Annotated in this window: 28 protein-coding genes; 9 read left to right on the top strand and 19 right to left on the bottom strand. The window is 58.5% G+C overall.

What is annotated here, in order from left to right:
* Positions 1–31 precede the first annotated feature (31 nt).
* The 5 genes from ACR0MJ_RS04075 to ACR0MJ_RS04095 all read left to right on the top strand — a co-directional run bounded on the left by ACR0MJ_RS04075 (position 32) and on the right by ACR0MJ_RS04095 (position 5,014).
* Positions 32–1,078, top strand: coding sequence for a methyltransferase domain-containing protein (locus ACR0MJ_RS04075; protein WP_170406181.1), 1,047 nt, complete (start codon positions 32–34; stop codon positions 1,076–1,078).
* Between the two features lie 80 nt (positions 1,079–1,158).
* Entirely contained in the window at positions 1,159–2,244 is a 1,086-nt protein-coding gene (locus ACR0MJ_RS04080; RefSeq protein WP_170396795.1) for an ABC transporter ATP-binding protein, read from the top strand.
* A 118-nt stretch (positions 2,245–2,362) separates the two neighbouring features.
* Positions 2,363–3,145 carry a 5'/3'-nucleotidase SurE gene (gene surE / locus ACR0MJ_RS04085; protein ID WP_170406170.1) on the top strand — a complete coding sequence of 261 codons (783 nt, stop codon included), beginning with the start codon at positions 2,363–2,365 and terminating at the stop codon, positions 3,143–3,145.
* Positions 3,142–3,792, top strand: a complete 651-nt coding sequence (locus ACR0MJ_RS04090; protein ID WP_480759376.1) for a protein-L-isoaspartate(D-aspartate) O-methyltransferase — start codon at positions 3,142–3,144, stop codon at positions 3,790–3,792. Before surE ends, ACR0MJ_RS04090 begins: the two co-directional genes overlap by 4 nt.
* Positions 3,793–3,850: 58 nt before the next feature.
* On the top strand, positions 3,851–5,014 hold the full coding sequence (locus tag ACR0MJ_RS04095; RefSeq protein WP_170406164.1) for a peptidoglycan DD-metalloendopeptidase family protein: 1,164 nt from the start codon (positions 3,851–3,853) through the stop codon (positions 5,012–5,014).
* A 63-nt stretch (positions 5,015–5,077) separates the two neighbouring features.
* On the opposite strand, the gene ACR0MJ_RS04100 is transcribed toward ACR0MJ_RS04095, so the two are convergent.
* Positions 5,078–5,749: a helix-turn-helix transcriptional regulator gene (locus tag ACR0MJ_RS04100; protein WP_170406161.1), complete on the bottom strand. Its 672-nt coding sequence runs from the start codon at positions 5,747–5,749 to the stop codon at positions 5,078–5,080.
* Positions 5,750–5,770: 21 nt separating this feature from the next.
* A complete protein-coding gene (locus ACR0MJ_RS04105; RefSeq protein WP_170636189.1) occupies positions 5,771–6,076 on the bottom strand; it encodes a hypothetical protein in 306 nt (101 codons plus the stop codon).
* Positions 6,077–6,294: 218 nt separating this feature from the next.
* Here ACR0MJ_RS04105 and ACR0MJ_RS04110 point away from each other — a divergent pair, with 218 nt between their 5' ends.
* From ACR0MJ_RS04110 to ACR0MJ_RS04125, 4 genes are all read left to right on the top strand, one after another.
* Positions 6,295–6,510, top strand: a complete 216-nt coding sequence (locus ACR0MJ_RS04110; protein ID WP_010440381.1) for a twin-arginine translocase TatA/TatE family subunit — start codon at positions 6,295–6,297, stop codon at positions 6,508–6,510.
* A 6-nt stretch (positions 6,511–6,516) separates the two neighbouring features.
* Positions 6,517–6,975: a Sec-independent protein translocase protein TatB gene (gene tatB / locus ACR0MJ_RS04115; RefSeq protein WP_170396807.1), complete on the top strand. Its 459-nt coding sequence runs from the start codon at positions 6,517–6,519 to the stop codon at positions 6,973–6,975.
* A complete protein-coding gene (tatC, locus tag ACR0MJ_RS04120) occupies positions 6,972–7,850 on the top strand; it encodes a twin-arginine translocase subunit TatC (protein WP_170396809.1) in 879 nt (292 codons plus the stop codon). The genes tatB and tatC overlap by 4 nt, the downstream gene beginning before the upstream one ends.
* Positions 7,851–7,965: 115 nt before the next feature.
* On the top strand, positions 7,966–8,808 hold the full coding sequence (locus ACR0MJ_RS04125) for an ATP-binding protein (RefSeq protein ID WP_170406155.1): 843 nt from the start codon (positions 7,966–7,968) through the stop codon (positions 8,806–8,808).
* A gap of 61 nt (positions 8,809–8,869) precedes the next feature.
* Here the strand turns inward: ACR0MJ_RS04125 and ACR0MJ_RS04130 are convergent, their stop codons facing one another.
* The 17 genes from ACR0MJ_RS04130 to ACR0MJ_RS04210 all read right to left on the bottom strand — a co-directional run bounded on the left by ACR0MJ_RS04130 (position 8,870) and on the right by ACR0MJ_RS04210 (position 24,739).
* The gene (locus ACR0MJ_RS04130) at positions 8,870–9,514 is read right to left on the bottom strand and encodes an SDR family NAD(P)-dependent oxidoreductase (protein ID WP_170509579.1); all 645 of its coding nucleotides are present in this window, start codon (positions 9,512–9,514) and stop codon (positions 8,870–8,872) included.
* 42 nt (positions 9,515–9,556) lie between these two features.
* Positions 9,557–9,805, bottom strand: a complete 249-nt coding sequence (locus ACR0MJ_RS04135) for a hypothetical protein (RefSeq protein WP_170396813.1) — start codon at positions 9,803–9,805, stop codon at positions 9,557–9,559.
* A gap of 238 nt (positions 9,806–10,043) precedes the next feature.
* Positions 10,044–11,564: an amidophosphoribosyltransferase gene (gene purF / locus ACR0MJ_RS04140; protein ID WP_170396815.1), complete on the bottom strand. Its 1,521-nt coding sequence runs from the start codon at positions 11,562–11,564 to the stop codon at positions 10,044–10,046.
* Positions 11,565–11,580: 16 nt separating this feature from the next.
* Positions 11,581–11,736: a hypothetical protein gene (locus tag ACR0MJ_RS04145; RefSeq protein WP_170421970.1), complete on the bottom strand. Its 156-nt coding sequence runs from the start codon at positions 11,734–11,736 to the stop codon at positions 11,581–11,583.
* Positions 11,737–12,207: 471 nt separating this feature from the next.
* The gene (locus ACR0MJ_RS04150) at positions 12,208–12,780 is read right to left on the bottom strand and encodes a CvpA family protein (protein WP_170406144.1); all 573 of its coding nucleotides are present in this window, start codon (positions 12,778–12,780) and stop codon (positions 12,208–12,210) included.
* 40 nt (positions 12,781–12,820) lie between these two features.
* Positions 12,821–14,185, bottom strand: a complete 1,365-nt coding sequence (radA, locus tag ACR0MJ_RS04155) for a DNA repair protein RadA (protein WP_480759385.1) — start codon at positions 14,183–14,185, stop codon at positions 12,821–12,823.
* Between the two features lie 121 nt (positions 14,186–14,306).
* Positions 14,307–15,083: a DNA repair protein gene (locus tag ACR0MJ_RS04160; RefSeq protein ID WP_480759387.1), complete on the bottom strand. Its 777-nt coding sequence runs from the start codon at positions 15,081–15,083 to the stop codon at positions 14,307–14,309.
* Between the two features lie 148 nt (positions 15,084–15,231).
* Positions 15,232–15,684, bottom strand: a complete 453-nt coding sequence (locus ACR0MJ_RS04165) for a paraquat-inducible protein A (protein ID WP_170396825.1) — start codon at positions 15,682–15,684, stop codon at positions 15,232–15,234.
* 535 nt (positions 15,685–16,219) lie between these two features.
* Positions 16,220–16,966 (bottom strand): ATP-binding cassette domain-containing protein, encoded by a 747-nt coding sequence (locus ACR0MJ_RS04170; protein WP_170396829.1) that lies wholly within the window; start codon positions 16,964–16,966, stop codon positions 16,220–16,222.
* A complete protein-coding gene (locus tag ACR0MJ_RS04175) occupies positions 16,963–17,745 on the bottom strand; it encodes an MlaE family ABC transporter permease (RefSeq protein WP_170396831.1) in 783 nt (260 codons plus the stop codon). The genes ACR0MJ_RS04170 and ACR0MJ_RS04175 overlap by 4 nt, the downstream gene beginning before the upstream one ends.
* Positions 17,742–18,776, bottom strand: a complete 1,035-nt coding sequence (gene alr, locus ACR0MJ_RS04180) for an alanine racemase (protein ID WP_480759389.1) — start codon at positions 18,774–18,776, stop codon at positions 17,742–17,744. The genes ACR0MJ_RS04175 and alr overlap by 4 nt, the downstream gene beginning before the upstream one ends.
* Before the next feature lie 47 nt (positions 18,777–18,823).
* Entirely contained in the window at positions 18,824–19,762 is a 939-nt protein-coding gene (locus ACR0MJ_RS04185; RefSeq protein WP_480759392.1) for an isopenicillin N synthase family dioxygenase, read from the bottom strand.
* 173 nt (positions 19,763–19,935) lie between these two features.
* Positions 19,936–21,426: a replicative DNA helicase gene (locus ACR0MJ_RS04190; protein ID WP_170421945.1), complete on the bottom strand. Its 1,491-nt coding sequence runs from the start codon at positions 21,424–21,426 to the stop codon at positions 19,936–19,938.
* 201 nt (positions 21,427–21,627) lie between these two features.
* On the bottom strand, positions 21,628–22,305 hold the full coding sequence (locus tag ACR0MJ_RS04195; protein WP_170626869.1) for an orotate phosphoribosyltransferase: 678 nt from the start codon (positions 22,303–22,305) through the stop codon (positions 21,628–21,630).
* A 330-nt stretch (positions 22,306–22,635) separates the two neighbouring features.
* Complete coding sequence (locus tag ACR0MJ_RS04200; RefSeq protein ID WP_170396841.1) at positions 22,636–23,118, bottom strand: CinA family protein; 483 nt, start codon at positions 23,116–23,118, stop codon at positions 22,636–22,638.
* A complete protein-coding gene (locus ACR0MJ_RS04205; RefSeq protein ID WP_480759396.1) occupies positions 23,115–23,612 on the bottom strand; it encodes a phosphatidylglycerophosphatase A family protein in 498 nt (165 codons plus the stop codon). The genes ACR0MJ_RS04200 and ACR0MJ_RS04205 overlap by 4 nt, the downstream gene beginning before the upstream one ends.
* The gene (locus ACR0MJ_RS04210) at positions 23,609–24,739 is read right to left on the bottom strand and encodes a bifunctional 2-C-methyl-D-erythritol 4-phosphate cytidylyltransferase/2-C-methyl-D-erythritol 2,4-cyclodiphosphate synthase (protein ID WP_480759398.1); all 1,131 of its coding nucleotides are present in this window, start codon (positions 24,737–24,739) and stop codon (positions 23,609–23,611) included. The genes ACR0MJ_RS04205 and ACR0MJ_RS04210 overlap by 4 nt, the downstream gene beginning before the upstream one ends.
* Between the last annotated feature and the right edge of the window lie 173 nt (positions 24,740–24,912).

Raw genomic sequence — 24,912 nt, forward strand, 5'->3', positions numbered from 1 at the left:
GCAAAAGACCAGTGACAAAAGGATTGCCCCGATGAAGCACGAGGCTGTGCAGAACTACTATGGTGAGGTGTTGCAAGGCAGCGCGGATTTGCAAACAAATGCCTGCTGTACTCCGGATGATATGCCGGATCACTTCAAGAAAATTCTGTCGCAAATTCATGATGATGTGCTGACACGTTACTATGGATGCGGGCTGATTGCTCCGTTGGATCTGGAGGGAATGCGTATCCTGGATCTGGGCTGTGGTGCGGGGCGCGATGTGTATGCTTTATCCGCGATGGTCGGTGAAAAGGGCCGTGTTGTCGGCGTTGACATGACGCCTGAGCAGCTCGACGTGGCGCGCGCGCATCAGGACCATCACGCGAAGGCATTCGGACATTCGGCCAGCAATGTCGAGTTTCACCACGGCTATATCGAAAAGCTGGATGAGCTGGACCTCGAACCGGGATCGTTCGATATCATCGTCTCAAACTGCGTGATCAATCTGGCGACCGACAAGGCTGCTGTGCTGCGTGGTACGCATCGGCTGCTAAAAGAGGGCGGAGAGATGTATTTCTCGGACGTCTACGCCGATCGCCGGGTGCCCAAGGCGATGGCCGAGGATGAGATCCTGTATGGCGAATGCCTGTCGGGTGCGCTCTATTGGAACGATTTTCTGTCGATGTCGCGTGCGGTCGGGTTCAGCGATCCCCGTCGGTTGACGCATCGGCCTTTGACCATCGAGAACCCAATTCTGGAAGAACGGGTCGCACCGCTGAGCTTTATTTCGGCCACCTACCGTCTGTTCAAGCTGCCGGAGTTGGAACCTGCATGCGAGGATTACGGTCAGGCTGTGATCTACAAGGGCACAGTGCCGCATGCGCCGCATGAATTTGTGCTGGATGACCACCATACGATCGAGGCCGGCAAAGTATTCCCGGTCTGTGGCAACACGTGGATGATGCTGCAAGACACCCGTTTTGCACGACATTTCGAGTTTATCGGCGATTTCTCGACCCATTACGGGATTTTCGAAGGCTGCGGCGGGGATAGCCCGTTTGTTGTACAGGGCGAAGCTGCCTCGACCGGGTGCTGCTGATCCCTTGCGCCTGATGGGCGGGGTTGTTATCCCCGCCTAAGCCCGATGGATTTGATCGGGAAAGGCAATGGGGTCCATCGGTGACAGTGACGACAACTCCTCCTCGATTGGAAATCCGCAATCTGATTGCGCGCTTTGGCGGGCGGACGGTCGTGGATGATGTATCGTTGACCGTGCACGCGGGGCAGGTGACTTGCCTGCTGGGGCCTTCGGGCTGCGGAAAGTCGACCACATTGCGGATGATCGCGGGGGTCGAAATGCAGACCTCGGGCGAGATTTATGTAGATGGCAAGCTGATCTGTGACACGGTGTTCCGAGTACCGCCCGAACGGCGCGAGATTGGGCTGATGTTTCAGGATTTTGCGCTGTTTCCGCATCTCAGCGTGGCGGATAACGTCGCGTTCGGCCTGAAAGGCAGCAAAGAGCAGAAACGCGCGCGGGTCGAGGAACTGCTGACCAAGGTCGATCTGATGCGGTTCATCGATGGATTTCCGCATCAGTTATCTGGGGGTGAGCAGCAGCGGGTTGCTCTGGCGCGTGCGTTAGCCCCACGTCCGCGGATCATGCTGATGGATGAGCCGTTCTCGGGCCTCGATAACCGTCTGCGCGACGGCATTCGGGACGAAACGCTCGCAGTCCTCAAAGAAGAGGACGCTGCTGTTCTATTGGTCACGCATGAGCCGGACGAGGCGATGCGAATGGCTGATGAAATCGCGCTGATGCGGCGCGGCAAGATTGTGCAGCAGGGGGCGCCATACAATGTCTATACCCGGCCTGCAGACAAGGCAGCAGTTTCGTTTTTTAGTGATATCAACGTGTTGAAGGCCCAAGTTAATGGGGCGTTGGCGCATACTCCGTTTGGCCGTTTTCTTGCGCCCGGTGTGCCGGACGCGACCGATGTTGAAATCGTGTTTCGACCCCAGCACGTCAAGCTGGACTTCGACCGCAATGGCAAAGGGCCTGCGCCGACGCCGACAGACGGCATTGCCGCCCGAGGCGTGGTTGAGCGTGCTCGGTTTTTGGGAAATGAAAGCCTTGTCGAGTTTCGCATGGACTATGATGGCTCGATCCTGAAGGCGACGGTCCCGAACGTCTTTGTACCCAAAGAGGGCCGTGTCATGTGGCTGACCATTCGCCGCGACCGGTGTTTTGTATTCCCGGCCTGACGCTCAAATCCTGCATTTTCATCCAAGTGGTGCGTGAAAGCCTCAGATTGCGCATGTGCATTGCTTGTCGCAGCGCTGAGGCGGGTCTATCAAGGGCAAAACGAGGGGTGGACCGGGCATGCGAATTCTTCTGACCAATGATGACGGCATCAATGCGCCGGGACTGATTGTGCTTGAAGCGATCGCGGCTGAACTGGCCGGTCCCGATGGCGAGGTCTGGGTCGTCGCGCCTGCCTTTGAACAGTCGGGCGTGGGCCATTGCATCAGCTATACCCACCCGATGATGGTCGCCAAACTGGGCGAGCGTCGCTATGCCGCCGAAGGGTCTCCGGCGGATTGTGTGTTAGCCGGTTTGCACGACGTTATGAAGGACGCCCCGCCCGATCTGGTGTTGTCAGGGGTGAACCGGGGCAACAACTCGGCTGAAAACACGCTGTATTCGGGAACAATCGGCGGCGCGATGGAGGCGGCGTTGCAAGGTGTGCCCGCGATTGCCTTGTCTCAGTATTTCGGGCCGCGCAATCTGGGGCTGGACGATCCGTTTGAGGCGGCTGCCAAATTTGGGGCCGATCTGGTGCGCCGCATTCTTGATGCGACACCCGAGCAGCAGGGCGACTATCGTCTGTTCTATAATGTGAATTTCCCTCCAGTTCCCGCAGATGAGGTGCTGGGTACGCGCGTGGCCCCGCAGGGGTACCGACGCGATACACATTTCTCTGTCGAGCCGCACAGCTCGCCCTCGGGTCGCCGGTTCCTTTGGATTAAGGGCGGGTATCAACATAACCCAACTGCTCCGGGCACGGATGCGGCGGTCAATCTGGAAGGATATATCTCGGTCACTCCGATGCGCGCTGATCTGACTGCATACGACACGCTCGAGGCGCTAAAGGTCATCGAATGACTGGACCAAGCGCAGAAACCATAATGCAGTTCCTGTTTGCCCTGCGCTCGCGCGGGGTGACGGATGCACGTGTACTGGCAGCGATGGAGCAGGTTGACCGGGGGCGGTTTGTCAAAGGCCTGTTCGCGGACCGGGCCTATGAGGACACTCCGCTGCCTATTGCCTGTGGACAGACCATCAGCCAGCCTTCGGTTGTGGGGCTGATGACGCAGGCGCTGCAGGTGCGTCCGCGTGATACGGTTCTAGAGGTCGGCACCGGCTCGGGCTATCAGGCGGCGATCCTGTCCAAGCTGGCGCGCCGGGTCTACACGGTTGAGCGGCACAAGAGGCTGGTGCGCGAAACGGGAGAACTGTTCCTTGAGCTGGGGCTGACGAATGTGACCGCGATGCTGTCGGATGGATCATTTGGACTGTCCGAACAGGCCCCGTTTGACCGTATCATTGTGACCGCGGCCGCCGAAGATCCACCGGGGCCGCTCTTGGCGCAGTTGAAAATCGGCGGTATCATGGTGTTACCCGTAGGCCAATCGGACGCGGTGCAGACCCTAATCCGGGTCACGCGCACTGAAACCGGTCTGGACTATGACGAATTGTTGCCGGTCCGTTTTGTGCCCTTGCTTGAGGGGCTGGGAAAAGACGGAGCGTAAAGGTATATTAGAGGCGCCAGAACCCCGGAGAACAGGGGCAGGTGTTGAGGACAGTAAAATGAGAGCAGTTTCCAAATCAGCAATGCGCCGCTATGCGACAGGTGTTGCCGCGCTGGCAATTCTGGCCGGGTGTGAAGGGCCATATGACTATGACCTGCGCGGCAATGTCGGCGGGTTCTCCACTGCAGATGCCGCCCTTGCAGCGACCGCCAACCGCCCGACGCCGGATGCGCGTGGCGTGATCACCTATCCGAACTATCAGGTCGCGGTAGCCCGCCGTGGGGATACAGTTGGCGATGTCGCCACCCGGATCGGCATGCCGGTGGCCGAATTGGCCCGGTTTAACGGATTGCAGCCAAATGACAGCCTGCGTGACGGTGAAGTTCTGGCCTTGCCGCGCTCGGTCGGTGGGACGAGCAATGTTGATATTGCGACCATTGCCGGAACCGCGATTGACGAGGCACCGGACACAGGATCTGTACAGACATCGACATTGGAGCCCGCGCAACCTGCTGCGGCTCCGGCACCGGTTGCTACGGGGCCTGAGCCGATCCGGCACAAGGTCAAGCGGGGTGAGACAGCCTATACAATTTCGCGCCTCTATCAGGTGCCTGTGGAGTCTCTGGCAGAATGGAACGGTTTGGGACCAGACTTTATGGTGCGCGAAGACCAGTACCTGTTGATCCCGGTCAAGAATCAACCGGCACCTCGGGCAGCAGCGCCGGCCGCCACGGCAACTGCGGTAACCCAACCGGGCGAAGGCTCACCAACTCCTACGCCGCCGAGCGCGACGCAGCCATTGCCGGATGAGAAAGTTGCCGCGGCAACGCCTGCGCCGGATATCACAGCCGAGGCCCCGACCAATTCGGGAAGCTCGGCGCTGGCAAGCCCGGTGAGCGGCACCATCATTCGGACCTACAAGAAGGGTAAGAATGAGGGGATAGATATCGCCGCAGCGCCAGGCGCGTCGGTCAGTGCGGCCGAGGCAGGCACGGTCGCCGCGATCACCGCGGATGCGGATCAGGTTCCGATCATCGTTGTGAAACACAACAATGACTTGCTGACTGTTTATGCCAATGTCGACAATATCACCATCAAGAAAGGTGATCGGGTGCGACGGGGACAGAAGATCGCCTCGCTGCGCGGGGGCGACAATGCATATGTGCACTTCGAAGTGCGCAAAGGGTTCGAGTCGGTTGATCCCGAGCCTTACCTGAAGTGACCGAAATGGCCCGTTCCGGGCCATGCCTCCGGCGGAGGTATTTGGGGCCAGTTGAAGGACGGATCACGCATTGGGATCGTAGTCGCTGAGCCGTTTACCCGGTTCGTCAGTAAAGAGTTCCGGCAGAGGCGTGACGTTTTCTATCAGGTCGATGCGGAAGACGCGGAAGTCGTTGCGCAGCTCGCACCAGGCAGTCAGTGTCCAGACACGGCCCCAGTATTCCATATGTAGCGGTCGGATGGTGCGTTCGGTCAGCGCGCCGTCAATGCGACGGTAGCTGAGCTGCAATTTCTGGCGCGATTTGATCGCGGCGCGGATCGGGGCCATATGTGCCATTCCGCGTACGACATCAGCGAAGGGATAGACCGCGAATTTCCAGCTGTCGGCCTCGGCAATGACCTGCGTGGGCAGGACGGCGTCGATTTTCTCGGCTAGAGATTCTGCGGCGGATTTAAGATCGGGATCGGCGGCCTCGGCAACGATCGCCATGCCGAGGTTCAGAGCCTCAAGCTCGGCGGGTGTCAGGTTTAGCGGGGGCAGCGTGATCTGTTCACGCACCATGTAACCTACGCCGCGTTCGCCTTCTACAGGTACGCCCGAGGCCACCAACGTGTCCATATCGCGATAGATCGTACGGACCGACACCTCAAGTCGGTCCGCGATGTCCTGCGCGCGGTGCAAGTTACCATCGCGCAGGATTTGTATGATGTCGAACAAGCGGTCAGTGCGGCGCATGACACGCCGTCTGAGCCGCCCTTAGGCGGTCATGTTCCATAGCACGGTCTCGTGACGCATCTGGGCGCTGTCGGGGTTGATTGCCGCCATCAGAGCGGGTGCAAAATCCTGTTGCATGAATGCAGCAGCGGCATCCTTTGCGGATTTCATATCGGTCCAGACGACATAGTCGGTCCAGCGGCCATCTTCGCCATGACTTAGCTGGCGGTGGGTAAAGCCGGGAGCCGCGCGGACGAAGGCTTCGGAGGCTTGGCTTAGCCTGATGAACTGTTCGGGCTTTGTGCCGTCGGCAAGGGTAAAGGTGACGATTTCTGCGACATGGGTCATGTGGTTCTCCGTAGACCAGGTTTCGATATCGTCCTTCTAGGTGATATCAACTGACATAAACCTGTCAGTTGAGAAATGCGAGTCCGCAAAAAACGCATGATCCGTTCAATTTTGCGCGCGGATTTGATCTGTCGCACTTTTGCTGATGCCCGTACGGGCGTAGACACGGGGCCAGACATATTCACGGCGCGCTGCGCCGACGTAGAAGGAGACAAGTCATGCTCAACAATATTGGCCTTCCGGGTATCCTGCTGATTGCTGTTGTGGTTCTCGTCCTGTTTGGACGCGGCAAGATCAGTTCGCTGATGGGTGAAGTGGGTAAAGGCATTACCTCGTTCAAAAAAGGCATCAAGGAAGGTTCGGAAGAGCTGGAACAAGACGCGTCCGAGCTGGCCAAAGACGTCACGCCTGAGACTGACAAAGACAAGGTCTGAGCCTAGATGTTTGATCTGGGCTGGACCGAGCTTCTGGTCATCGGCATCGTCGCGTTGATCGTGGTGGGGCCAAAGGACCTGCCTGTGCTGTTCCGCAATGTCGGACGGTTCGTCGGAAAGGCGCGCGGCATGGCGCGCGAATTCAGCACTGCAATGAACGAGGCTGCGGACGAAGCAGGCGTCAATGAGATCAAGAAGGGCCTGAACGCGGCGACCAACCCGGTTAGTACAGCGATGGACGGGATCAACGAAGCCGCGCGCGACGTGGCCAAATCCATCGACCCTACCAAGTTCGACCCTGACAGCGAGACCGGCAAGCTGGCCACCGAGCGAGCAGAGCAAGCCAAGAAGATCCAAGCCACAACGGCGCGCGCTGCCGCTGAACGCAAGGCCAAGGAAGCCGCGGATGCGCTGGCCAAGGCGGAAGAGGCCGAAGCAGCGCTGAAAACCGAAAGCAAAACATGACCAAGACCGACGAGATCGAGGACAGCTCGGCACCCCTGATCGAGCACCTGGCCGAGCTACGTACGCGGCTGATCCACTGCGTTGTGGCGTTTCTGATCGGTATGATCATCTGTTTCACCGTGGCCACCCCACTGTTCAACTTCCTCACGCAACCGCTATGTGAGGTGCTGACCGAGCGTGGACAGGATTGTGGGCTGATCTTCATCTCGCCGCAGGAAGGGTTCTTTGTAGCGATCAAGGTTTCGCTGCTGGGCGGGTTCATTCTGGCCTTTCCCTATATCGGAATGCAGATGTGGAGGTTCGTGGCGCCGGGCCTGTATAAATCGGAAAAGAACGCGTTTCTGCCGTTCATGCTGGCCTCTCCCTTCATGTTCCTGCTGGGCGCAAGCTTCGCTTTTTATGTGGTCACGCCACTGGCCTATGACTTCTTCCTCGGTTTCCAGCAATTTGGAGCGGAAGGGGAAGCTGTAGCAGAAGGCGCAACCGCACCTTTGAGCGTGGTGTTTCAGGGTTCGGCGCAGGAATATCTCAACCTGACCATCAAGTTCATCGTTGCCTTTGGCCTTTGCTTTCAATTGCCCGTATTGCTGACACTGATGGGTAAGGCCGGACTTGTCAGTGCCGAAGGTCTGGGGGCAGTGCGTAAATATGCGGTGGTAGGCATTCTGGTGTTGGCTGCGATTGTCACACCGCCGGACGTGATCACCCAGATCATCCTCTTTGTCGTAGTTTACGGGCTCTATGAAATTTCAATATTCCTGGTCGCCCGTGTCGAGAAGAAGCGCGAAGAACAGTTGCGCGCCGATGGATACTACGACGATGAAGAGGCCGAAGCCGACGCAGACGTGATGCAGGATTACGAAGAGAACAAGTAACCTGTTCCAATAGCTTTAAAGGCGCGCCCAAGGTAGGCGCGCCTTTTTCAATTGCTGCTCTTGTTGTGTTGATCGGAACATGGTTGAACTCCGCCAGAACATCCCGGAGGAGCCGATGGACGACCAAGCCCTGAATCGCATTGCGGACGCGTTGGAACGCATGGCGCCCGCGCCGCTGGCGGCACCTGATTTCAACGCGGCCCCGGCTTTCGTCTGGCATGTCGAGCCTGACCGGCTGGAACCCGTCACACAGGTCAATCGGGTCGACCTTGATCTATTGGTAGGGATCAACCGCTCCCGCGATACGTTGCTGGACAACACGCGCCGCTTTGCTGCGGGTTACAAGGCTAATAACGCGCTCTTGTGGGGCGCGCGCGGAATGGGGAAATCCAGCCTCGTCAAAGCGGTGCACGGTACGTTGCAGGATGAGCATCCTGACCTGAAACTGGTCGAATTGCAGCGCGAGGATATGGGCTCGGTCGCGCGTTTGCTGAACCACCTGCGTGCCGCGCCGCACAGGTTCATCCTGTTTTGCGATGATTTGTCGTTCAGCCACGATGACCAGCATTACAAATCGCTCAAGGCCGTGCTGGATGGCGGTATCGAAGGTCGCCCGGAAAACGTTGTGTTCTACGCCACATCAAACCGCCGCCACCTGATGCCGCGCGACATGATCGAAAACGAACGCTCCAGCGCCATTAATCCGTCCGAGGCGGTCGAGGAGAAGGTCTCACTCTCTGACCGTTTCGGCCTGTGGCTGGGGTTCCACCCCTGCGATCAGGACGAATATCTAGCGATGATCGATCGCTACTGCGCCGCTCATGGCGTCAAGGTTGATCCCGAAACTCTGCGCGCCGAAGCCATAGAGTGGCAAGCCACCCGGGGGGCACGCTCGGGCCGCGTCGCCTGGCAATTCTTCGTCGACCTCGCCGGGCGAAACGGCGTCCATATCGGTTAGTCCGCGCGCTTCATCTGGCCAGAAATACCTCCGCCGGAGGCATGGCCCGTCAGGGCCATTCTCACAACAGTGCTATAATCCGCGCCGCCTCATCCGCAGTGCTGGTTAATACATCCCGATCCTCACCGGGATGGAAACGCGCACGTACGGCGGTCGGCATCGGTGCAGGCTCAACAATCGACACGCGCGGTCCTGTCCGCGCGGTCTCGGTCGCCCAGCTGCGAGCCAGCGCCATCTGCGCCGCTTTGGTGGCGCCGTAGATGCCATAGAACTTCTCGCCTGCCTTCGGGTCATCGAAGAACACGGCATGGCCAGTTTCGCCCAACAAAGGCGCGACATACGGGATCAGAACCGAGGTGGCGTTTGCATTGATGCTGACTGCCTTGTTCCATTCCTTCGGATCAACGAAATGCACTGGCGTCAGGGCTGAGGTATGGATTGCAGTATGCAACCACAAATCGATCTTGCCCCAGCGATCGTGAATGCTCCGGCACAGGGTCGCCATCGCATTGGGATCGGTGATGTCCATGGGGGCCAGAGTGGCCGAGCCACCCTTCGCCTGGATGCGGTCATCCAGCTCTTCCAGCCCGCCCTGAGTGCGAGCGACAGCGACGATGTGATAGTCGGGGGCCAGCGCTTCGGCCAGCGCCGCGCCCAACCCGCGAGAAGCCCCGGTGATAAGGGCGATTTTGGTCTGATCGGTCATGAGGGGGGTTTGAACCTGCACGCGCAGGGCGTCAAGTCAGGATCAGCTGCCGGGGATGTCGATCCGGCGGTTCTGGCCGCTTTGTCGCAGCACAACGCCATTTTCATCAATGGCGACAACCTTACCCGGGCCGACACGACTGCCGGGTTTCACTTTCTTAATGCGCCCCGACGACATGCGGACCAGGGCTTGCAGGTCCGCCTTGGGCCCAAAAATGCCCAATACCGAGACCGCGTTCTTCTTGAGCGCCCCCGCCTGTGTGGCGGCGCTTTTCACCGTTGCGTTTGCCATGATCTGTGGCCGAGCTGCGCGCCCGGACCCCGTTTTGTGAGTGGTTTTCGGCATTCGGGTAACACGGGCTTTGCCGGACCAAAAGGCCGGCAGCACTCGGTTGGAAGCGGTTCGAATGCCGCATACCGAACCCTTTGCAAATGCAGCCCGTTCAGCAATAGGTTGTCGGCGGATTCTGACCTATGGCCGCTAGCGCAAGTCTCTTGGCCGACGCCTCAGGACAAAACGATTCGCCCGATCACCCAGAGGCCAGTTTCGCCGCGTTCCACGAACTGCCGACCACCTGCATATCTTCACGCTTTTTGCTGACCCGACTGCTGTTTTCTAGGCTGCCCAGATATTCCTCATCGACGCCGGTGACGTAGTTGCCGTCAAAGCAGGAACAGTCAAAAGCTTCGATCTCGGGGTTGCCTTCCTTGGCAGCCCAGATCAGATCGTCGAGATGTTGGTAGAACAGCGCATCCGCACCCAGTTCTTCGCGAATCTCCTCGATCTCTTTGCCATTCGCGACAAGCTCGTGTCGGGTTGGCATATCGATGCCATAGACATTGGGGTATTTCACCGGTGGCGAGGCGCTGGCGATATAGACCTTTTTGGCGCCGGCCTCACGGCACATCTGGACGATCTTTTTGATTGTATTGCCGCGCACGATCGAATCGTCGATCAGCAGTACGTTATGACCGTCAAACTCCAAAGGCACCGCGTTCAGTTTGCGACGCACGGATTTCTGCCGTTCTTCCTGGCCCGGCATGATGAAGGTGCGGCCAACATAACGGTTCTTCACAAGCCCCTCGCGATAGGGAATGCCTGTGATCTTTGCGGCCTCAAGCGCGACAGGGCGGGCGCTATCTGGCACAGGGATGATCCGGTCGATCTCAAGTCCCGAGTCCTGAATTTGCTTGGCCAGCGTCTGCCCCATTCGCATCTGGGTTTTGTAAACCGACACCCCATCCAGCAGCGAATCCGGTCGGGCTAGATAGACATACTCGAAGATGCAGGGTGTCAGTTTACCTTCAACGGCCTGGAACTCGTGCATATTGCCGTCGAGGTCGATAAGGATCGCCTCGCCGGGACCTAGGTCGCGCAGCTTGTCAAAACCGTTGATGCCGAATGCCACATCTTCGGACGCAAAGGCATAATCATCGCCGTCACCAGTTGCAGCACGCTTGGCAACAGACAAAGGTCGGATGCCGTAAGGATCGCGGAAGGCCAGCATCCCTACGCCCGCGACGAGGCAGATCACCGAATACGCCCCCTGAACCCGCTCCATCGTCATTTTGACACCGGCAAACAGGTTGCGGATCGGATCAGCATTACCATTGACCTTGATCGCATCAGCGACCTTGTCGGCCAGTACGTTCAGAAGGACCTCTGAATCCGAAGTTGTGCGCAGGTGGCGGCTGTATTTGGCAGTTACCTTTTCGCGTTGTTCTTCGGTATTGGTGATGTTGCCGTTGTGAACCAGATAGATGCCATAAGGCGCGTTCACGAAAAATGGTTGCGCCTCGGCCGCGCTGAGCGAGCCAGCGGTTGGATAGCGGACATGGCCCATGCCGACCTTTCCCAACAGGGTTTCGGCGTCACTGGCATTGAACACGTCTTTGACGAGACCATTTGCTTTCTTCTCACGGAAGAACTCGCCGTTGTAGGTGACGATCCCCGAGGCGTCCTGACCTCGGTGCTGAAGCATCAGCAAGCCGTCATAGATTTCCGCAAAGACATCATGTGTCCGGCTTGCGATCCCCAAAATCCCACACATACACGGGCTCCAATTTCTATGACTTGCTTAGGATGGCGTTCAGGTCGGATCGGGTGCGGACGGGTATCTGAATGGTGTGTTTTGGTCCGTTTGCACGGGACTGAGGCACAAGCACGAAAGCGGCTAGCGCATAAGAAAACAGATACAGCAAGGTCGGCAGCTCCGATTCCATGTCGGTATGGCCTCCACATAATGCCAAACGATGCGTGTGTCATCAAAGGATCACATTCGCGATTTGACGCAGGTGCGAATTGTACACGCTGCGGGTTTAGGATGACAAATGTACAGACCTATGCTGTCATATCATTGCGAAGGTTTTTTGCATGCAGTCCGGCAATACCTGGTGGAGCAGTCGCCATGTGGCAACACAAGCAAAACACACCGAAGGACAAACCTGTCAAGCGGCGTTGCCACCGATGTCGTGGGGCAGGGCGCGCACCCTGCGAGATCTGCAAGGGAACCGGTGAAGTGATCAAGAGCCGAGACCAGTATGGCAAGCCGATCTCAAGCCGATGTGACGGATGCTTTGGCCTGAAGACCATCCGTTGCAATATTTGTGGTGGCGAAGGGTTTATCTGATTTTTCCGAACCAAACGCAAAAAAGCCCGGCTGAAACCGGGCTTTTCTTTGGAATTTGGTTTGATTAACCCTCAGAGGCGTTGTCGGCGGTGCAGCTTGCGACCAGCTCTTCGTACTGGGCGGTAACCCAACCCAACGCCGCCTCGGGATTTTGTTCTTCGATCTGTCCGCTGAACTGTTCGAACACTTTGGCAGAGCGGCTTTCATCAACCATGGTATAAGACTGGCCGGTCATCACCGTGTCGTAGACAAAGAACGCGATGGCAACCAACAGGATGCCGCGGGCGATGCCGAAGAAGAAGCCAAGCGCCTGATCCAGCCCGCCAAGCGCGGAACGCTGCACCAAAGACGAAAAGAGCGGTGTGAAGATGCTGACCACGATCAGCGCAATGGCGAAGACGGCGGCAAAGCCCGTAATGACCGAAAGCTCGCAGCTATCACGCAGGAATTCTCCAACCACCGGGACCTCTTTGACCAGTGGTACGGCCTGCGGTGCGAAGATGAATGCTAGAACTGCCGCGGCGACCCAGCCTGCGATGGCCAAAACCTCGCGCATGAAACCGCGCGAATAGGCCAGCAAGCCCGACAGCACGATGATCAGGGCCACAACCCCGTCAATTATTGTAAAACCTTCCATGGCCCTCGCCTGTTCGTTTTCTGCCCCTCAAGGCGCGACTTTACCCTGCTCCGAAGGTTTCGCCAACAAACCCCACCAAATCAGAGGGTCGGGTGAGTGTCAGACCTGCCACAGTGCCAGTTTTGCCACCTGCCGGAGCAATTGCCGCTGTGAAACCAAGTTTTTGCGCTTCTTTCAACCTGTTTTCGGTCTGCGGGGCTGGTCTAAGTGCCCCGGATAGCGAGATTTCTCCGAAAACGACCGTATCGGCAGGCAGGGCGGTGTCTTCACGAGCGCTGAGCAGTGCAGCAGCAACGGCGAGGTCGGCAGCAGGTTCGCTGACTTTCAGCCCTCCGGCGACGTTCAGGTAGACATCGAGCCCGGCAAAGGGGATGCCGCAGCGGGCTTCGAGTACTGCAAGGATCATGGCGAGCCGCCCGCTATCCCATCCCACAACCGTGCGGCGGGGCTGGGAATGGGGGGACGGCGCCACCAGTGCTTGCAATTCGACCAGCACGGGGCGGGTGCCTTCGATACCTGCGAATACGGCGGAACCTGGGCTGGGCTTACCGCGTTCCGATAGGAACAGGGCCGAAGGGTTGGTGACTTGCGCCAGCCCTTTGCCGGTCATTTCGAAGACGCCAATCTCATCCGCTGGGCCAAAGCGGTTCTTAACGGCGCGCAGGATGCGGAACTGGTGCCCGCGTTCGCCTTCGAAGTAAAGCACGGTGTCGACCATATGTTCGACTACACGGGGGCCAGCGATCTGGCCTTCTTTGGTGACGTGGCCAACCATGATGATCGATACGCCGTGGCGTTTTGCAAATGTCGTCAGCTCATGCGCTGCGGCGCGCACCTGCGACACCGAGCCCGGCGCGCTGTCGACATTGTCGGCCCACATCGTCTGGATCGAGTCGATGATGGCGAGGCCGGGTTTTTCTGCCTCTAGCGTCGTGAGGATGTCCCGAAGGTTGGTTTCAGCGGCCAATTGCACCGGCGACTCTTCCAGACCTAACCGGCGCGCGCGCATCCTAACCTGTGCGCTGGCCTCCTCGCCCGAGACGTAGATGGTTTTGACACCTTTGCGGGCAAAACGTGCGGCGGCCTGTAGCAACAGGGTGGACTTGCCAATACCGGGGTCTCCGCCCACCAGCAGCGCCGATGCAGGGACAAGGCCGCCGCCGAGGACACGGTCCAATTCTTCAACACCGCAGAGGGTGCGGGGCGGGGGTGTTTCTTCGGTCGAGAGGTCGGTGAGCGCGATGGATTGACCGCGCTTGCCCCCGAGCGACTTCTTGACTGGTCCTGCCGAGAGCGGGGCTTCCTGAACGATGGTGTTCCATTCGCCGCAGCCGTCGCAGCGGCCTGACCATCGTGTATGTGAGGCACCGCAGGCGGAACAGGTGAAGGATTGTGTCTTTGCCATGTCGCCCTTGGTGCCCGAGGAATGGCGGTTCTTCAAGCCCTTGCTGGCTTTCCTGACCGCCGGTGGCGCGCCACGTCCTCAGGCCCTGCGGGCCATCGTCCGCTGCGGGCGCTAGACGCGCCTATTCCGCGGCACGCGGCGGGGTCATCGCAACCACGCTGCCTGGTTTTTGATCGTCCGTGGGGGATTGCAATTGCGCCGACAGTTCCGGAAGCAGATCGAACAGCTCATCCCTGAGGCGCGCGAGTTGCGATTTGGCGATGGATTCCTCGATCTCGATGTCTCGGGTCCATTGGCGCAGCTCGTGCTGGATGATTTGGGCTTCCTCGATGCGCTGCTGGAATTGCTCGACCTCTTCCTGACGTTGCCGCAGGAAGGTACGGGCGCGTTCGACCTTTGTGTCCCCATAGGTCTCGGCCAGTTCCTGGCTGATCTGGCTCATCTGAGCAGCCAGTTCCAGCACCTGCGGTTCGAGCCCCTGCAAATCGGGGTGATCGCGCAGGAAGGCCATGCGCTCTTTCACCGCGTCGAATTCGGAGGCCAGCGCAAAGGCGCCGCTGCGGTCGGCGGCATGGGCGACCTGATAGGCCCCGGCCACGTCCTGCATATTCATTGTGAACTTACGATGGGTGTTTTCAAGCGCCATCATGCGGGCGTTCGATGGCAGATAGAAGACCAGCATCAGGATCAGGGCGGTCAATCCGGCCTGAACATATACGCCTGCGTCAATCGTTGCACCGTTGCTGAGACCGGCCTGCAACGAGAGCCAGGGCAGGATGCCAATCGCGGATAAAATGGTGGTCGTCACCGCGAACAATGCTGCGGCGCAGATCAGGAAAAAAGTGAGCCTTAATAAGGTATTCTGAAATTGCAATGTTATTGTGTGGAGGGCGGCCATGATCGTCGTTCTCCTTCTTCAACCGGTACAAAAACCGGGCCGAAGCGGAAGGTTAAACAGACGCGAAGTGATCCGCTACGGACCCGAAAACTACAAAATTTACTGCTCGAAATATAAAGATGATACTCAGAAATCTGTTTTCAATCAATTAGGTCTGAGGTTTTCGTGATCCAAATGTCATCTCTGTAATATGGCCCAGTGCAAGTGAGGCCAGAATGCAGCCGGTGAACAGGTAGAGACCCCATGCGGTTTCGATGGTGGCGTATGAGATGCCTTTGGCCAGCGTGATGTAGAGCGCGATGAGGAAGATATCGGCCATCGCCAGCTTGCCGAGGATGTTGAGCGCGGGCTGGACGCGCGGGTCCAGCAGGTTCCATTGGATCAGCGCGGTGCCGATGGTTTTGACGTAGGGCGCGAAGAGGGCGAAGACGGTAACGATCAACGCGAGGAAGATGTCGGACTTCCACAAGGACTGGAGCCCGGTGATGACGCTGATTTCACTGAGGCCGAAGATCGGGAGGAGACCGGCGCGCATCAGCGGGGCGAACCACGCGATGGGGTAGAGGATCAGGAGGGATAGGGTGGCGAGGCGGAGGGTCATGAACAAGAATTTTGATAAGGCAGTTGAATACTTAATGAGTGGAGGTATCTGCGGCAAGTTCTGAGTTGCGGTCGCTTGAGTTGAGTGTAAGTTTAAGTAAGTCCTAAATTAATCAGCTTTAGATTGCAGTGCCTGACCCAATAATAAAGATCGTAAATGGCCCATCCGCATTTAATAAAGGAACCGTTGCTGCGGGAACTGACGGCTTAAATGCTGTCTTTTCAGCTGCGAGTGCGGCAGCAGACAGGTTGCCGTTTGACCGAGAGCAGCTCTTTGGTGTTTTGCATTTCCGACTTTACGAAACGGATCGCGCACGAAGAAGAGCGGTATGGTTTGGTGGCCGTCTATTCAACAGGTTTTCTGGCGAAGATCCCGGCTACATCCCGGTTTCCGGAACACATCTTCGCCAAGTGTTTGATGCAATACGCATTCAAACCCCCGACTTTGTGATAAGCGCAGGGCAATATCTATTGCGCTATGACTACGCTAAGCGCGCGTATGATCAGTTAAAGCAGGATCGTGAGGCGGAGAGAGCTTAACGCACCGCCTCAATCGGCCCCTCGGCACTGCCGCTGATGAACTGCTCCACATAAGGATCGCCCGAGGCGTCCATCTGGCCGACCGGGCCGGTCCACTGGATCACGCCTCCGTGCAGCATGGCGACGTTGTCGGCAATCGCGCGGACCGAGCTCATGTCGTGGGTGATGGTCATCGCGGTGGCGCCCATCTCGGTCACGATTTCGCGGATCAGGTCGTTGATGACGCCGGACATGATGGGGTCGAGGCCGGTGGTAGGCTCATCGAAAAAGATGATCTCGGGCTCGGCGGCGATGGCGCGGGCGAGGCCGACGCGTTTTTGCATGCCGCCCGACAGCTCGGCCGGGAACCGGTCAGCAACGTTGGATTTCAGGCCCACGCGGCGCAGTTTCTCGATGGCGATTTCGCGGGCTTCATCAGCGGGGCGTTTCAACGAGCCGCGCAGCAGGCGGAAGGCGACGTTTTGCCAGACGGGCAGCGAGTCGAACAGCGCCGCGCCCTGAAACAGCATTCCAAAGCGGGCCAGAAACGCATCGCGGTCGCCTTTCGCGGCGTCTTTGCCGTCGACGTAGATCATGCCGCTGTCGGGTTTGATCAGGCCGAGGATACATTTCAACGCCACGGATTTGCCAGTTCCAGAACCGCCGATGATGACCATCGAGGTGCCCTTGGGGATCTCAAGGTTCATGCCTTGCAGGACGTGGTTGTCGTCAAAGGCCTTATGTACGTTCTCCATCCGGATCATAGCGAGAAGAACACCCCTGTAAGAACGAAATTGGCGGCGAGGATCAGCACGGCAGCAGCCTCGACCGAGCCCTTGGTGGCGCGGCCCACGCCCTGCGCGCCGCGGCCCGATGACATGCCGTAATAGCAGCCCATGATGGCGGCGATCACACCGAAGGCGGCACCTTTGACGAGTGACGAAACGATATCCCGCGCTTCAAGGAAATCGACGGTGTTTTTCAGATAGGCTGCCGGGTTGAAGCCCAGATTTTGCGTCGCGACGGTGTAGCCGCCTGCAATGCCGATGATATCTCCGACCCCGACCAGCGCTGGAACCGTGATCAGGGCGGCCAGCACGCGTGGGGCGGTGAGGTATTTCATCGGATGGGTGGACAATGTGACCAGAGCGTCGATCTGCTCGGTCACTTTCATCGTCGCAATCTCGGCGGCGATCGAAGACGTCACGCGGGCGGCGATCATCAGGCCGACCAGCACCGGGCCAAGCTCTCGCACCATGCCTATGGCGACGATCTGGGGCACAACGGCTTCGGCGTTGAAACGCGCGCCGCCTGCGTAGATCTGCAGCGCCAACGCGCCGCCGGTGAAGATGGCGGTCAGGCCGACCACGGGCAGGGACAACCAGCCGATATTCAGCAGGGCGATGCCGAACTCGCGCGGATAAAACGGTGGTCGAAAAATGTGCGAAACCGCGTCGAGCGCGAACAGCGCGACGCGGCCAAACGCGGCGAGCATGGTCAGGATAGAACGCCCCAGCTCACCCAGCAATGAAACGGGATTCATTCCACGTAGCCCCGCGAAAAGCGACTGCCGAGCGAGGTCAGAATTTCATAGCCGATGGTGCCAGCGGCTTCGGCCAGATCATCGACGGTTTGGTGCCCGTTCAGGATACGCAGGCGATCAGGTTTATACGGCAAGTCAGTCACATCCACGGTGATCAGGTCCATCGAGATACGTCCTACCACTGGGCAGGGCTGATCACCAGCGAATGTATCGATGCCGCCCCCAATGGCGCGATGCAGCCCATCGGCATAACCGGCCGCAACGGTCGCAATCTTCGACGGGCGGCGCGCGCTCCAGCTGTTGCCGTAGCCGACGGTCTCGCCCACGGCGACGTCGCGCACTTGAATCACCGGCATATCGACGGTGACGACCGGCTTGGCCCCGGCAAAGGGCATCCCGCCGTACAGGCCAATCCCTGGGCGGCAAAAGTCAAAGTGGAATTCCGGCCCCATCAGAGTACCACCCGTCGCCGCAAGCGAGCGCGGCACGTCGACGCCATCGGTCATCTGTTTGAACGTGTTCAACTGTTGGCGGTTCATTGGGTGTTCAGGCTCATCCCCGCAGGCCAAATGCGACATTATCACCAACGGGTTCAGGGCAAGGGCTTCGTGCCGCAGTTCGGCCCAGTCCGCAGGCTCAAGCCCAAGGCGATTCATACCGCTGTCGAGCTGGATACCAAAGCCACGATCGGGCAGGGCCTGACGATGACGCTTGAATTGTTCGGGCGAGTTGATCAACGGCGTCAGATCATGCTGGCGCAGCAGATCCGTGTCACCCTCCATATGTCCGGAAAACACCGCAACCAGCGGGCCGGGGCCCACAGCCTCACGCACGGCCACGCCTTCCTCGGCAACGGCGACGAAGAATTTTGCAACGCCTTCCTCAGCCAGCGCAGAGGCTACTGGACCGGCACCTAACCCGTAAGCGTCAGCTTTAACCACTGCGCCGGTCTCAACCTGGGTCTTTGCGTCAAGCGCCTGCCAGTTCTGGGCGAGCGCGTGCAGATTTATCGTCAGATGTGCGGTACTCATAAACGCCGTTCATCACATAGGATTGGCCCAGGTCAAGGGGGAGCACCTTAATTCTTGGCGGGTTTATGCGCCTCATAGGCCGCTTCCAGCTCGGAACGCAGGAAATCCGCAAATAATAAGGGGCTAAACTGAGGTTGGCCGGTCCCGGGTAGGGGTTCGATGATTGTGCTGACATGAGGATCAAAGAAGAACGGAACGCTATATCGTTCACGGCCAGAACGGTTGATGACCCGATGCGGCGTCGATAGCAGGCGACCGTTTGACATCCGGTTCAGCATATCCCCGACATTGACGACAAAGGCGTCGGGACGGGACGGAACGTCAACCCAATGCCCTGACGGTGTTTTGACCTGCAAGCCGCCCACCTGATCTTGAGCGAGCAGCGTTAGGCATCCGAAATCAGTGTGCGGGGCCGAGCCGAACAGATCATCGGGGCTGGTCTTTGCTTGCGGAGGATAGTGAAGCAGACGCAGCCAGAATGTAGGCTCATCAAACGCGGAAAGGACCGAGAAATCCTGCGCCTCGCAAGCGATCAGCGCGATATGCATCAATCTGCGTCCGAGGGCCGACATAGCCTTAACGTAGGTTTCCAGGGTGTCGCGAAAATCCGGTAGATCAGGCCATCGGTTTGGACCCGAGAGGTAGATATCGGGATCAACACCAGCATCCTCGCGCATCATCATGAAGCTGGCGGATTGGTTGGGTTTTTTTACATCGGCCAGTGTTGAGTTCACATCTGTCGATGTGTTGATGGCGATGTATCCGCGATGCGTGTGGTCGACTGCGATTGCCAGCTTTTGATCCAGCGGCAGTGCGTGAAACCGTTTTGAGGCTTCGAACACATCGCGCATCAGCTGCGGGTCGATCCCGTGATCTTCGATATAGCCAAAACCGGTCGTGCCGTAGGCCGAACGAAACTCGGCCGCGATTTCCTCATCAGGGCGTGCACCCAGACGAATAACGGGGATCTCTGTGAATTCAGTCATGTCTCTCTCGCTTATATTGGGAAGATTGCAGGGGCAAAAATGCCCCCGGTCTATCCCGCAAAGCGTTTGCGGCGATGCCCGAAATGACGCGCCAGAATCACGCGCCGGGGTAGGGGATTGAGACAAGCTTGCATGGCCCGATCCGTACACATCGGCTCGGGTAGGTCAAGGGATCAGTAGCCCTCGATCTGGCTGTCCTGTTGCCAAGGTTTGACCAGATTGCCAAATCGGGTGAACTGAGCTTCGAACGACAGCTCGACCGTGCCGATGGGGCCGTGGCGCTGCTTGCCGACGATGACCTCGGCTTTGCCATGCAGGCGCTCCATGGCCTGTTTCCACTCTTCCATCTTTTCCAACTCGTGATCGCCGGGTTTTTCGCGTTCCTTGTAGTATTCCTCGCGGAACACGAACATCACAACGTCGGCATCCTGTTCGATCGAGCCCGATTCCCGCAGGTCAGACAGCTGCGGGCGTTTGTCGTCACGGCTTTCTACCTGTCGGCTGAGCTGTGACAATGCGATGACCGGGATGTTGAGTTCCTTGGCGATGGCTTTCATGCCCATCGAAATCTCGGCGATTTCGTTGACGCGGTTGTCGGCCATTCCGCGGCAGAGCTGAAGGTAGTCGATCACCAGCAAATCCAGCCCGTGCGTCCGCTTCAGCCGCCGTGCACGGGCAGCGAGTTGCGAGATCGGCAGGGCGGGGGTGTCATCGATGAATAGCGGGCAGGCTTCCAGTTCTTTCGCGGCGTCAACGAAGCGGCGGAACTCGGACTCGGTCATGTCGCCCTGGCGGATTTTGTGACTGGAGATCTCGGAAGCCTCGGCCAGAACCCGGCCCGCAAGCTGTTCGGCGCTCATTTCGAGTGAAAAGAACCCAACCACACCGCCGTCGATCGCACCTTCAGAGCCGTCCGGCTTGGTGCCGCGCTTGTAGGCCTTGGCCACGTTAAATGCGACGTTTGTTGCCAGCGATGTCTTACCCATCGACGGACGCCCGGCCAAAATGATCAGGTCGGACGGGTGCAGGCCACCCAATTGCTTGTCGAGATCGGCCAGACCGGTGGAAATCCCCGCCATGCCGCCACCGCGTTGGTACGCCTCGTTGGTGACGTTGACGGCTTCTGTGACCGCCTTGAGGAAGGATTGAAAACCCTGTTCGGTCTGGCCCTGCTCGGATAACTGATAAAGCTGTTGCTCGGCCTCGACGATCTGTTCTTTGGGCTCGCTGCTGACATCGACCCGCGCAGCCTTGTCAGAAATGTCCCGGCCCAGCCGGATCAGCTCGCGCCGAATGGCGAGGTCATAGATCATCTGGGCGTAGTCATGCACCGCAAAGGCACTGATTGAGGCACCGGCAAGCTTGACCAGATAGGCCGGACCACCCAGTTCCTTCAGGCCCTCATCCTCGGCCATGAAAGACTTCAGCGTGACGGGTGAAGCCAGCGCATTTTTGGCGATACGGGTCGACGCGACTTCGTAGATGCGCGCATGAACCGGATCATAGAAATGCTCGGCCCCAATAATCGATGCGACCCGATCATACAGATCATTATTCGTCAGAATCGCACCCAGAAGCTGCTGCTCGGCCTCGATGGAGTGCGGCATTGTTTCTGGGTTCTGAATCTGTGCGGCGGCCTGCTCGATACTGCTGATCTCGTTCATTGCTGTTCTCTTTGTCCCCTGGACAGAGGCCATAGCGCGGCCCTGTGAGTCGGCGCAAATTGTATGTTTTCTGGGGATATGCTGTGCATATCTCTCTGCCCCATCATATTGAAGGATGAGGCAGGGTTGCGTCAACATCTTGTGGATGAAGCGATCGACGCAGCGGTTAGTGTTTCCATTCTGAAAACAGTTTGCGCAACGTCAGCTTTTATGTGCGTCCTGCCAACCACGCGGGTCGTTCAGGAAGGCCTCGACGCCATCAAGCGTCTCTTCGTCAAAGGCCTTTTGCGCTTTGGCTTCCGCCAAAACATCCCACCAAGTACAAAGCGAGTGCAATTTTACGCCGTGATCGCCCAGCGTTTTCTCGGTTTCGGCGAAAATACCATAATAGAAGATCACAGCCGTATGCCCACAGGTCGCACCGGTTTCGCGGATCGCGTCGACAAAGGACAGTTTTGAGCCTCCATCGGTGGTCAGGTCTTCAACCAGCAGTACCCGCTCACCCTCGCTCATCGCGCCTTCGATGCGGGCGTTCCGGCCGTAGCCTTTGGGTTTCTTCCGCACGTAGGTCATTGGCAGTGCCATGCGCTCGGCCACCATTGCAGCGAAGGGAATACCTGCTGTCTCGCCACCGGCGATATTGTCAAACGCTTCGAACCCCGCGTCGCGCATCACGGTAACCGTCAGGAAGTCCATCAGGGTTGAGCGGATGCGCGGGTACGAGATCAGCTTGCGGCAATCGATATAGGTCGGGCTTGGTAGACCGCTGGCCAGCGTGAAAGGTTCGCGGGAATTAAAGTGTACGGCTTTGATCTCCAGCAGCATCCGTGCGGTCAGGCGGGCGATTTCGGTGCTGTCGGGGAAGGAACTGGGGATCATGGCGCAGACCTCTGGGCTGAAAGGGTGTCGCAGGCTGATAGCCTGACCCCCGGCCCAGAGTCGAGAGGGCACGCTAAAAGAAAAGCGGACCCCCAAGAGGTCCGCTTGATGCCCTTGCGGGCAGAGCAGCCAAGGTGGGCTTGACTGCTCATTTCTCAGGCTCGCTTTCCGCAATCGGCAAGACTGTGCCTTCAATCTCGGTTTCGACGTGTATGCGAGGCGAGGTAAGAAGCGCAACCACCATTGCCGTCACAAATGCGTAGGCTGCCGCGCAGTAACTGTATACAGCGCCCAGTATTCGAAATGATGCGCTGTAGACTGCAGGTATTCTTAGGTCCGAGCCAGATCAGCAAGAGCGTCTCTCAAAAGGGTCAAAGCGTGGTCCCGCGCAGCGCGACGTACGTTATCCCGTCCCTGGGCTCCGAATTCCACGGTCTCGGTTCGGGTCGGTTGACCCTGTGCAGCGAGGCCAAAGCATACGCGGCCTTCGGGTTTGTGTTCGGACCCGCCGGGGCCCGCGATGCCAGTGATCGAGACCGCCAACTGCGCCCGCGAATTCTGCAGGGCGCCATTGGCCATTTCTTGGGCGACTTCTTCTGAAACTGCGCCATACGTCTCAAGCGTATCGGCGCGCACGCCCAGCATCTCTTGCTTTGCGGTGTTGGTGTAGGTGACAAAGCCGCGCTCAACCACGGCAGAGCTGCCAGGGATGTCAGTCAGTGCAGCGGCGACCATACCGCCGGTACAGCTTTCAGCAGTGGCGATCATCATGCCCTGCGCCTTGGCGCGATCCAGCAGGTCGACAACGGTCATAGACCCATGACTCCATGTGAGATACCGGCGAGGACGACCACACCGATGGCCGCAAAGACGCCAGCGATCACATCATCCAGCATGACACCCATCGGATCTCCACGCCGGTCGGCCCAGCCAATGGGACCGGGTTTGGTAATGTCGAAGAGGCGGAACAAGAGAAAACCCGCGATCCAGCCGGGCCAGAGCGCTGTGATGTCGATCCCATGCGCCCAAGACGGGTAGGAAATCGCCCATATCGCGATGAACTGGCCCGCGACTTCATCAATGACAATTTCGGACGGGTCGTGGTCATCTTGTCCAGCTGTCATCACTTGCGTAGCCCACAGGCCCCCGAAGAAAACCGCGAGTGTTGAGATGACCAGCAAGGGGAAGCCACCCAGCGTATGCAGAACCCATCCCAGCGGCAAAGCAGCCAGCGATCCCCAGGTGCCGGGGGCAGGGCGGAGGTAACCGACGCCGCAGACGGTTCCGATTAGACGAGCCGCTGTCATGACTTCACCAGACAGGCAGTTGCGAGCGAGGCAATGCCTTCGCTGCGACCGGTAAAGCCCAGCCGTTCGGATGTGGTGGCCTTGACCGAGACCTGATCGGTGCGCAAGCCCATGATCCGTGCCATTTCGGCACGCATGGTATCGGCATGAGGGCCGATCTTGGGAAATTCGCAGACCAGTGTGCAGTCGACATTCGAGATCTCATAGCCCAACTGCCCAGCCAATTCGACTGCGTGGCGCAGGAAAATTTCACTCGCTGCACCTTTCCACTGCGGATCGGAGGGCGGAAAATGCTGTCCGATATCACCCCGCGCCAGGGCGCCATAGATCGCGTCGGTGACCGCGTGCATCCCCACATCTGCATCGGAGTGACCTTGGAGCCCACGATTGTGCGGCACCTTCACACCGCAGAGGATCACGTGATCTCCGTCACCAAAGCGGTGCACGTCGTAGCCGTTGCCCAGCCTTACATCCATATTCATACCCATTGTACGTTCGGCCCGGGCGAAATCCTCGGGCCGTGTGATTTTCAGGTTATCCGCATCGCCCGGAATAATCGCGACTTCGACTCCTGCAGCGCGCGCGACTTCTACATCATCCGCCGCACCTCCGGGATGGGCTGAATGGGCGGCGGTGATTGTGCCAAAATGAAATCCCTGCGGTGTCTGCGCAGCGTAAAGGCCGGATCGATCATGCGTTCCTGTCACCATCGAGCCGTCTCCTGTCCATAGCGCATCCGTGACGGCCAAGCCTGGAGCAGCTGCCGTATGCGTGTCGAGTGCTTTCAGAACATCGCCGATTATCCGAGCGCTGACGCAGGGACGGGCAACATCGTGAATCAAAACCTTTTCAACGCTGTACGCTTCCAAAGCCTGCAACCCGTTGCGCACTGATCCGGCGCGGTCTGCACCGCCGGGTGCAAGGATCAGGTTTGTCGCGCTGAATTCTTCCCAAACGGCTGTGTCCTCTTCGGCCAGCACCAAAACGACGTGATCAACCAACCCTTCGAAGCGGTCAATCGCCCAATCGGCCACGCGCCTCCCGCTCAACGCACGCCACTGTTTGGGCACTCCGCCTCCGGCGCGCAGGCCGCGCCCGGCGGCGACGATGATGGCGGCTGTGGTCATCTGAAAGGCCTCCTGATTGGGGCATTGTTTAGGGGTCGGTGAATGCAGAGGCAATCACCCGCGTCAATTTGCTTAAAAAATAAGCATATGATGATTTTGCGGGCTTGAATGCTCCCGTTTTATTGTTCATATGCCGCAATTTCGATATCAAATGCGCAACTGCTCAAGGATTA

The organism is Ruegeria sp. C6, from assembly GCF_056537625.1.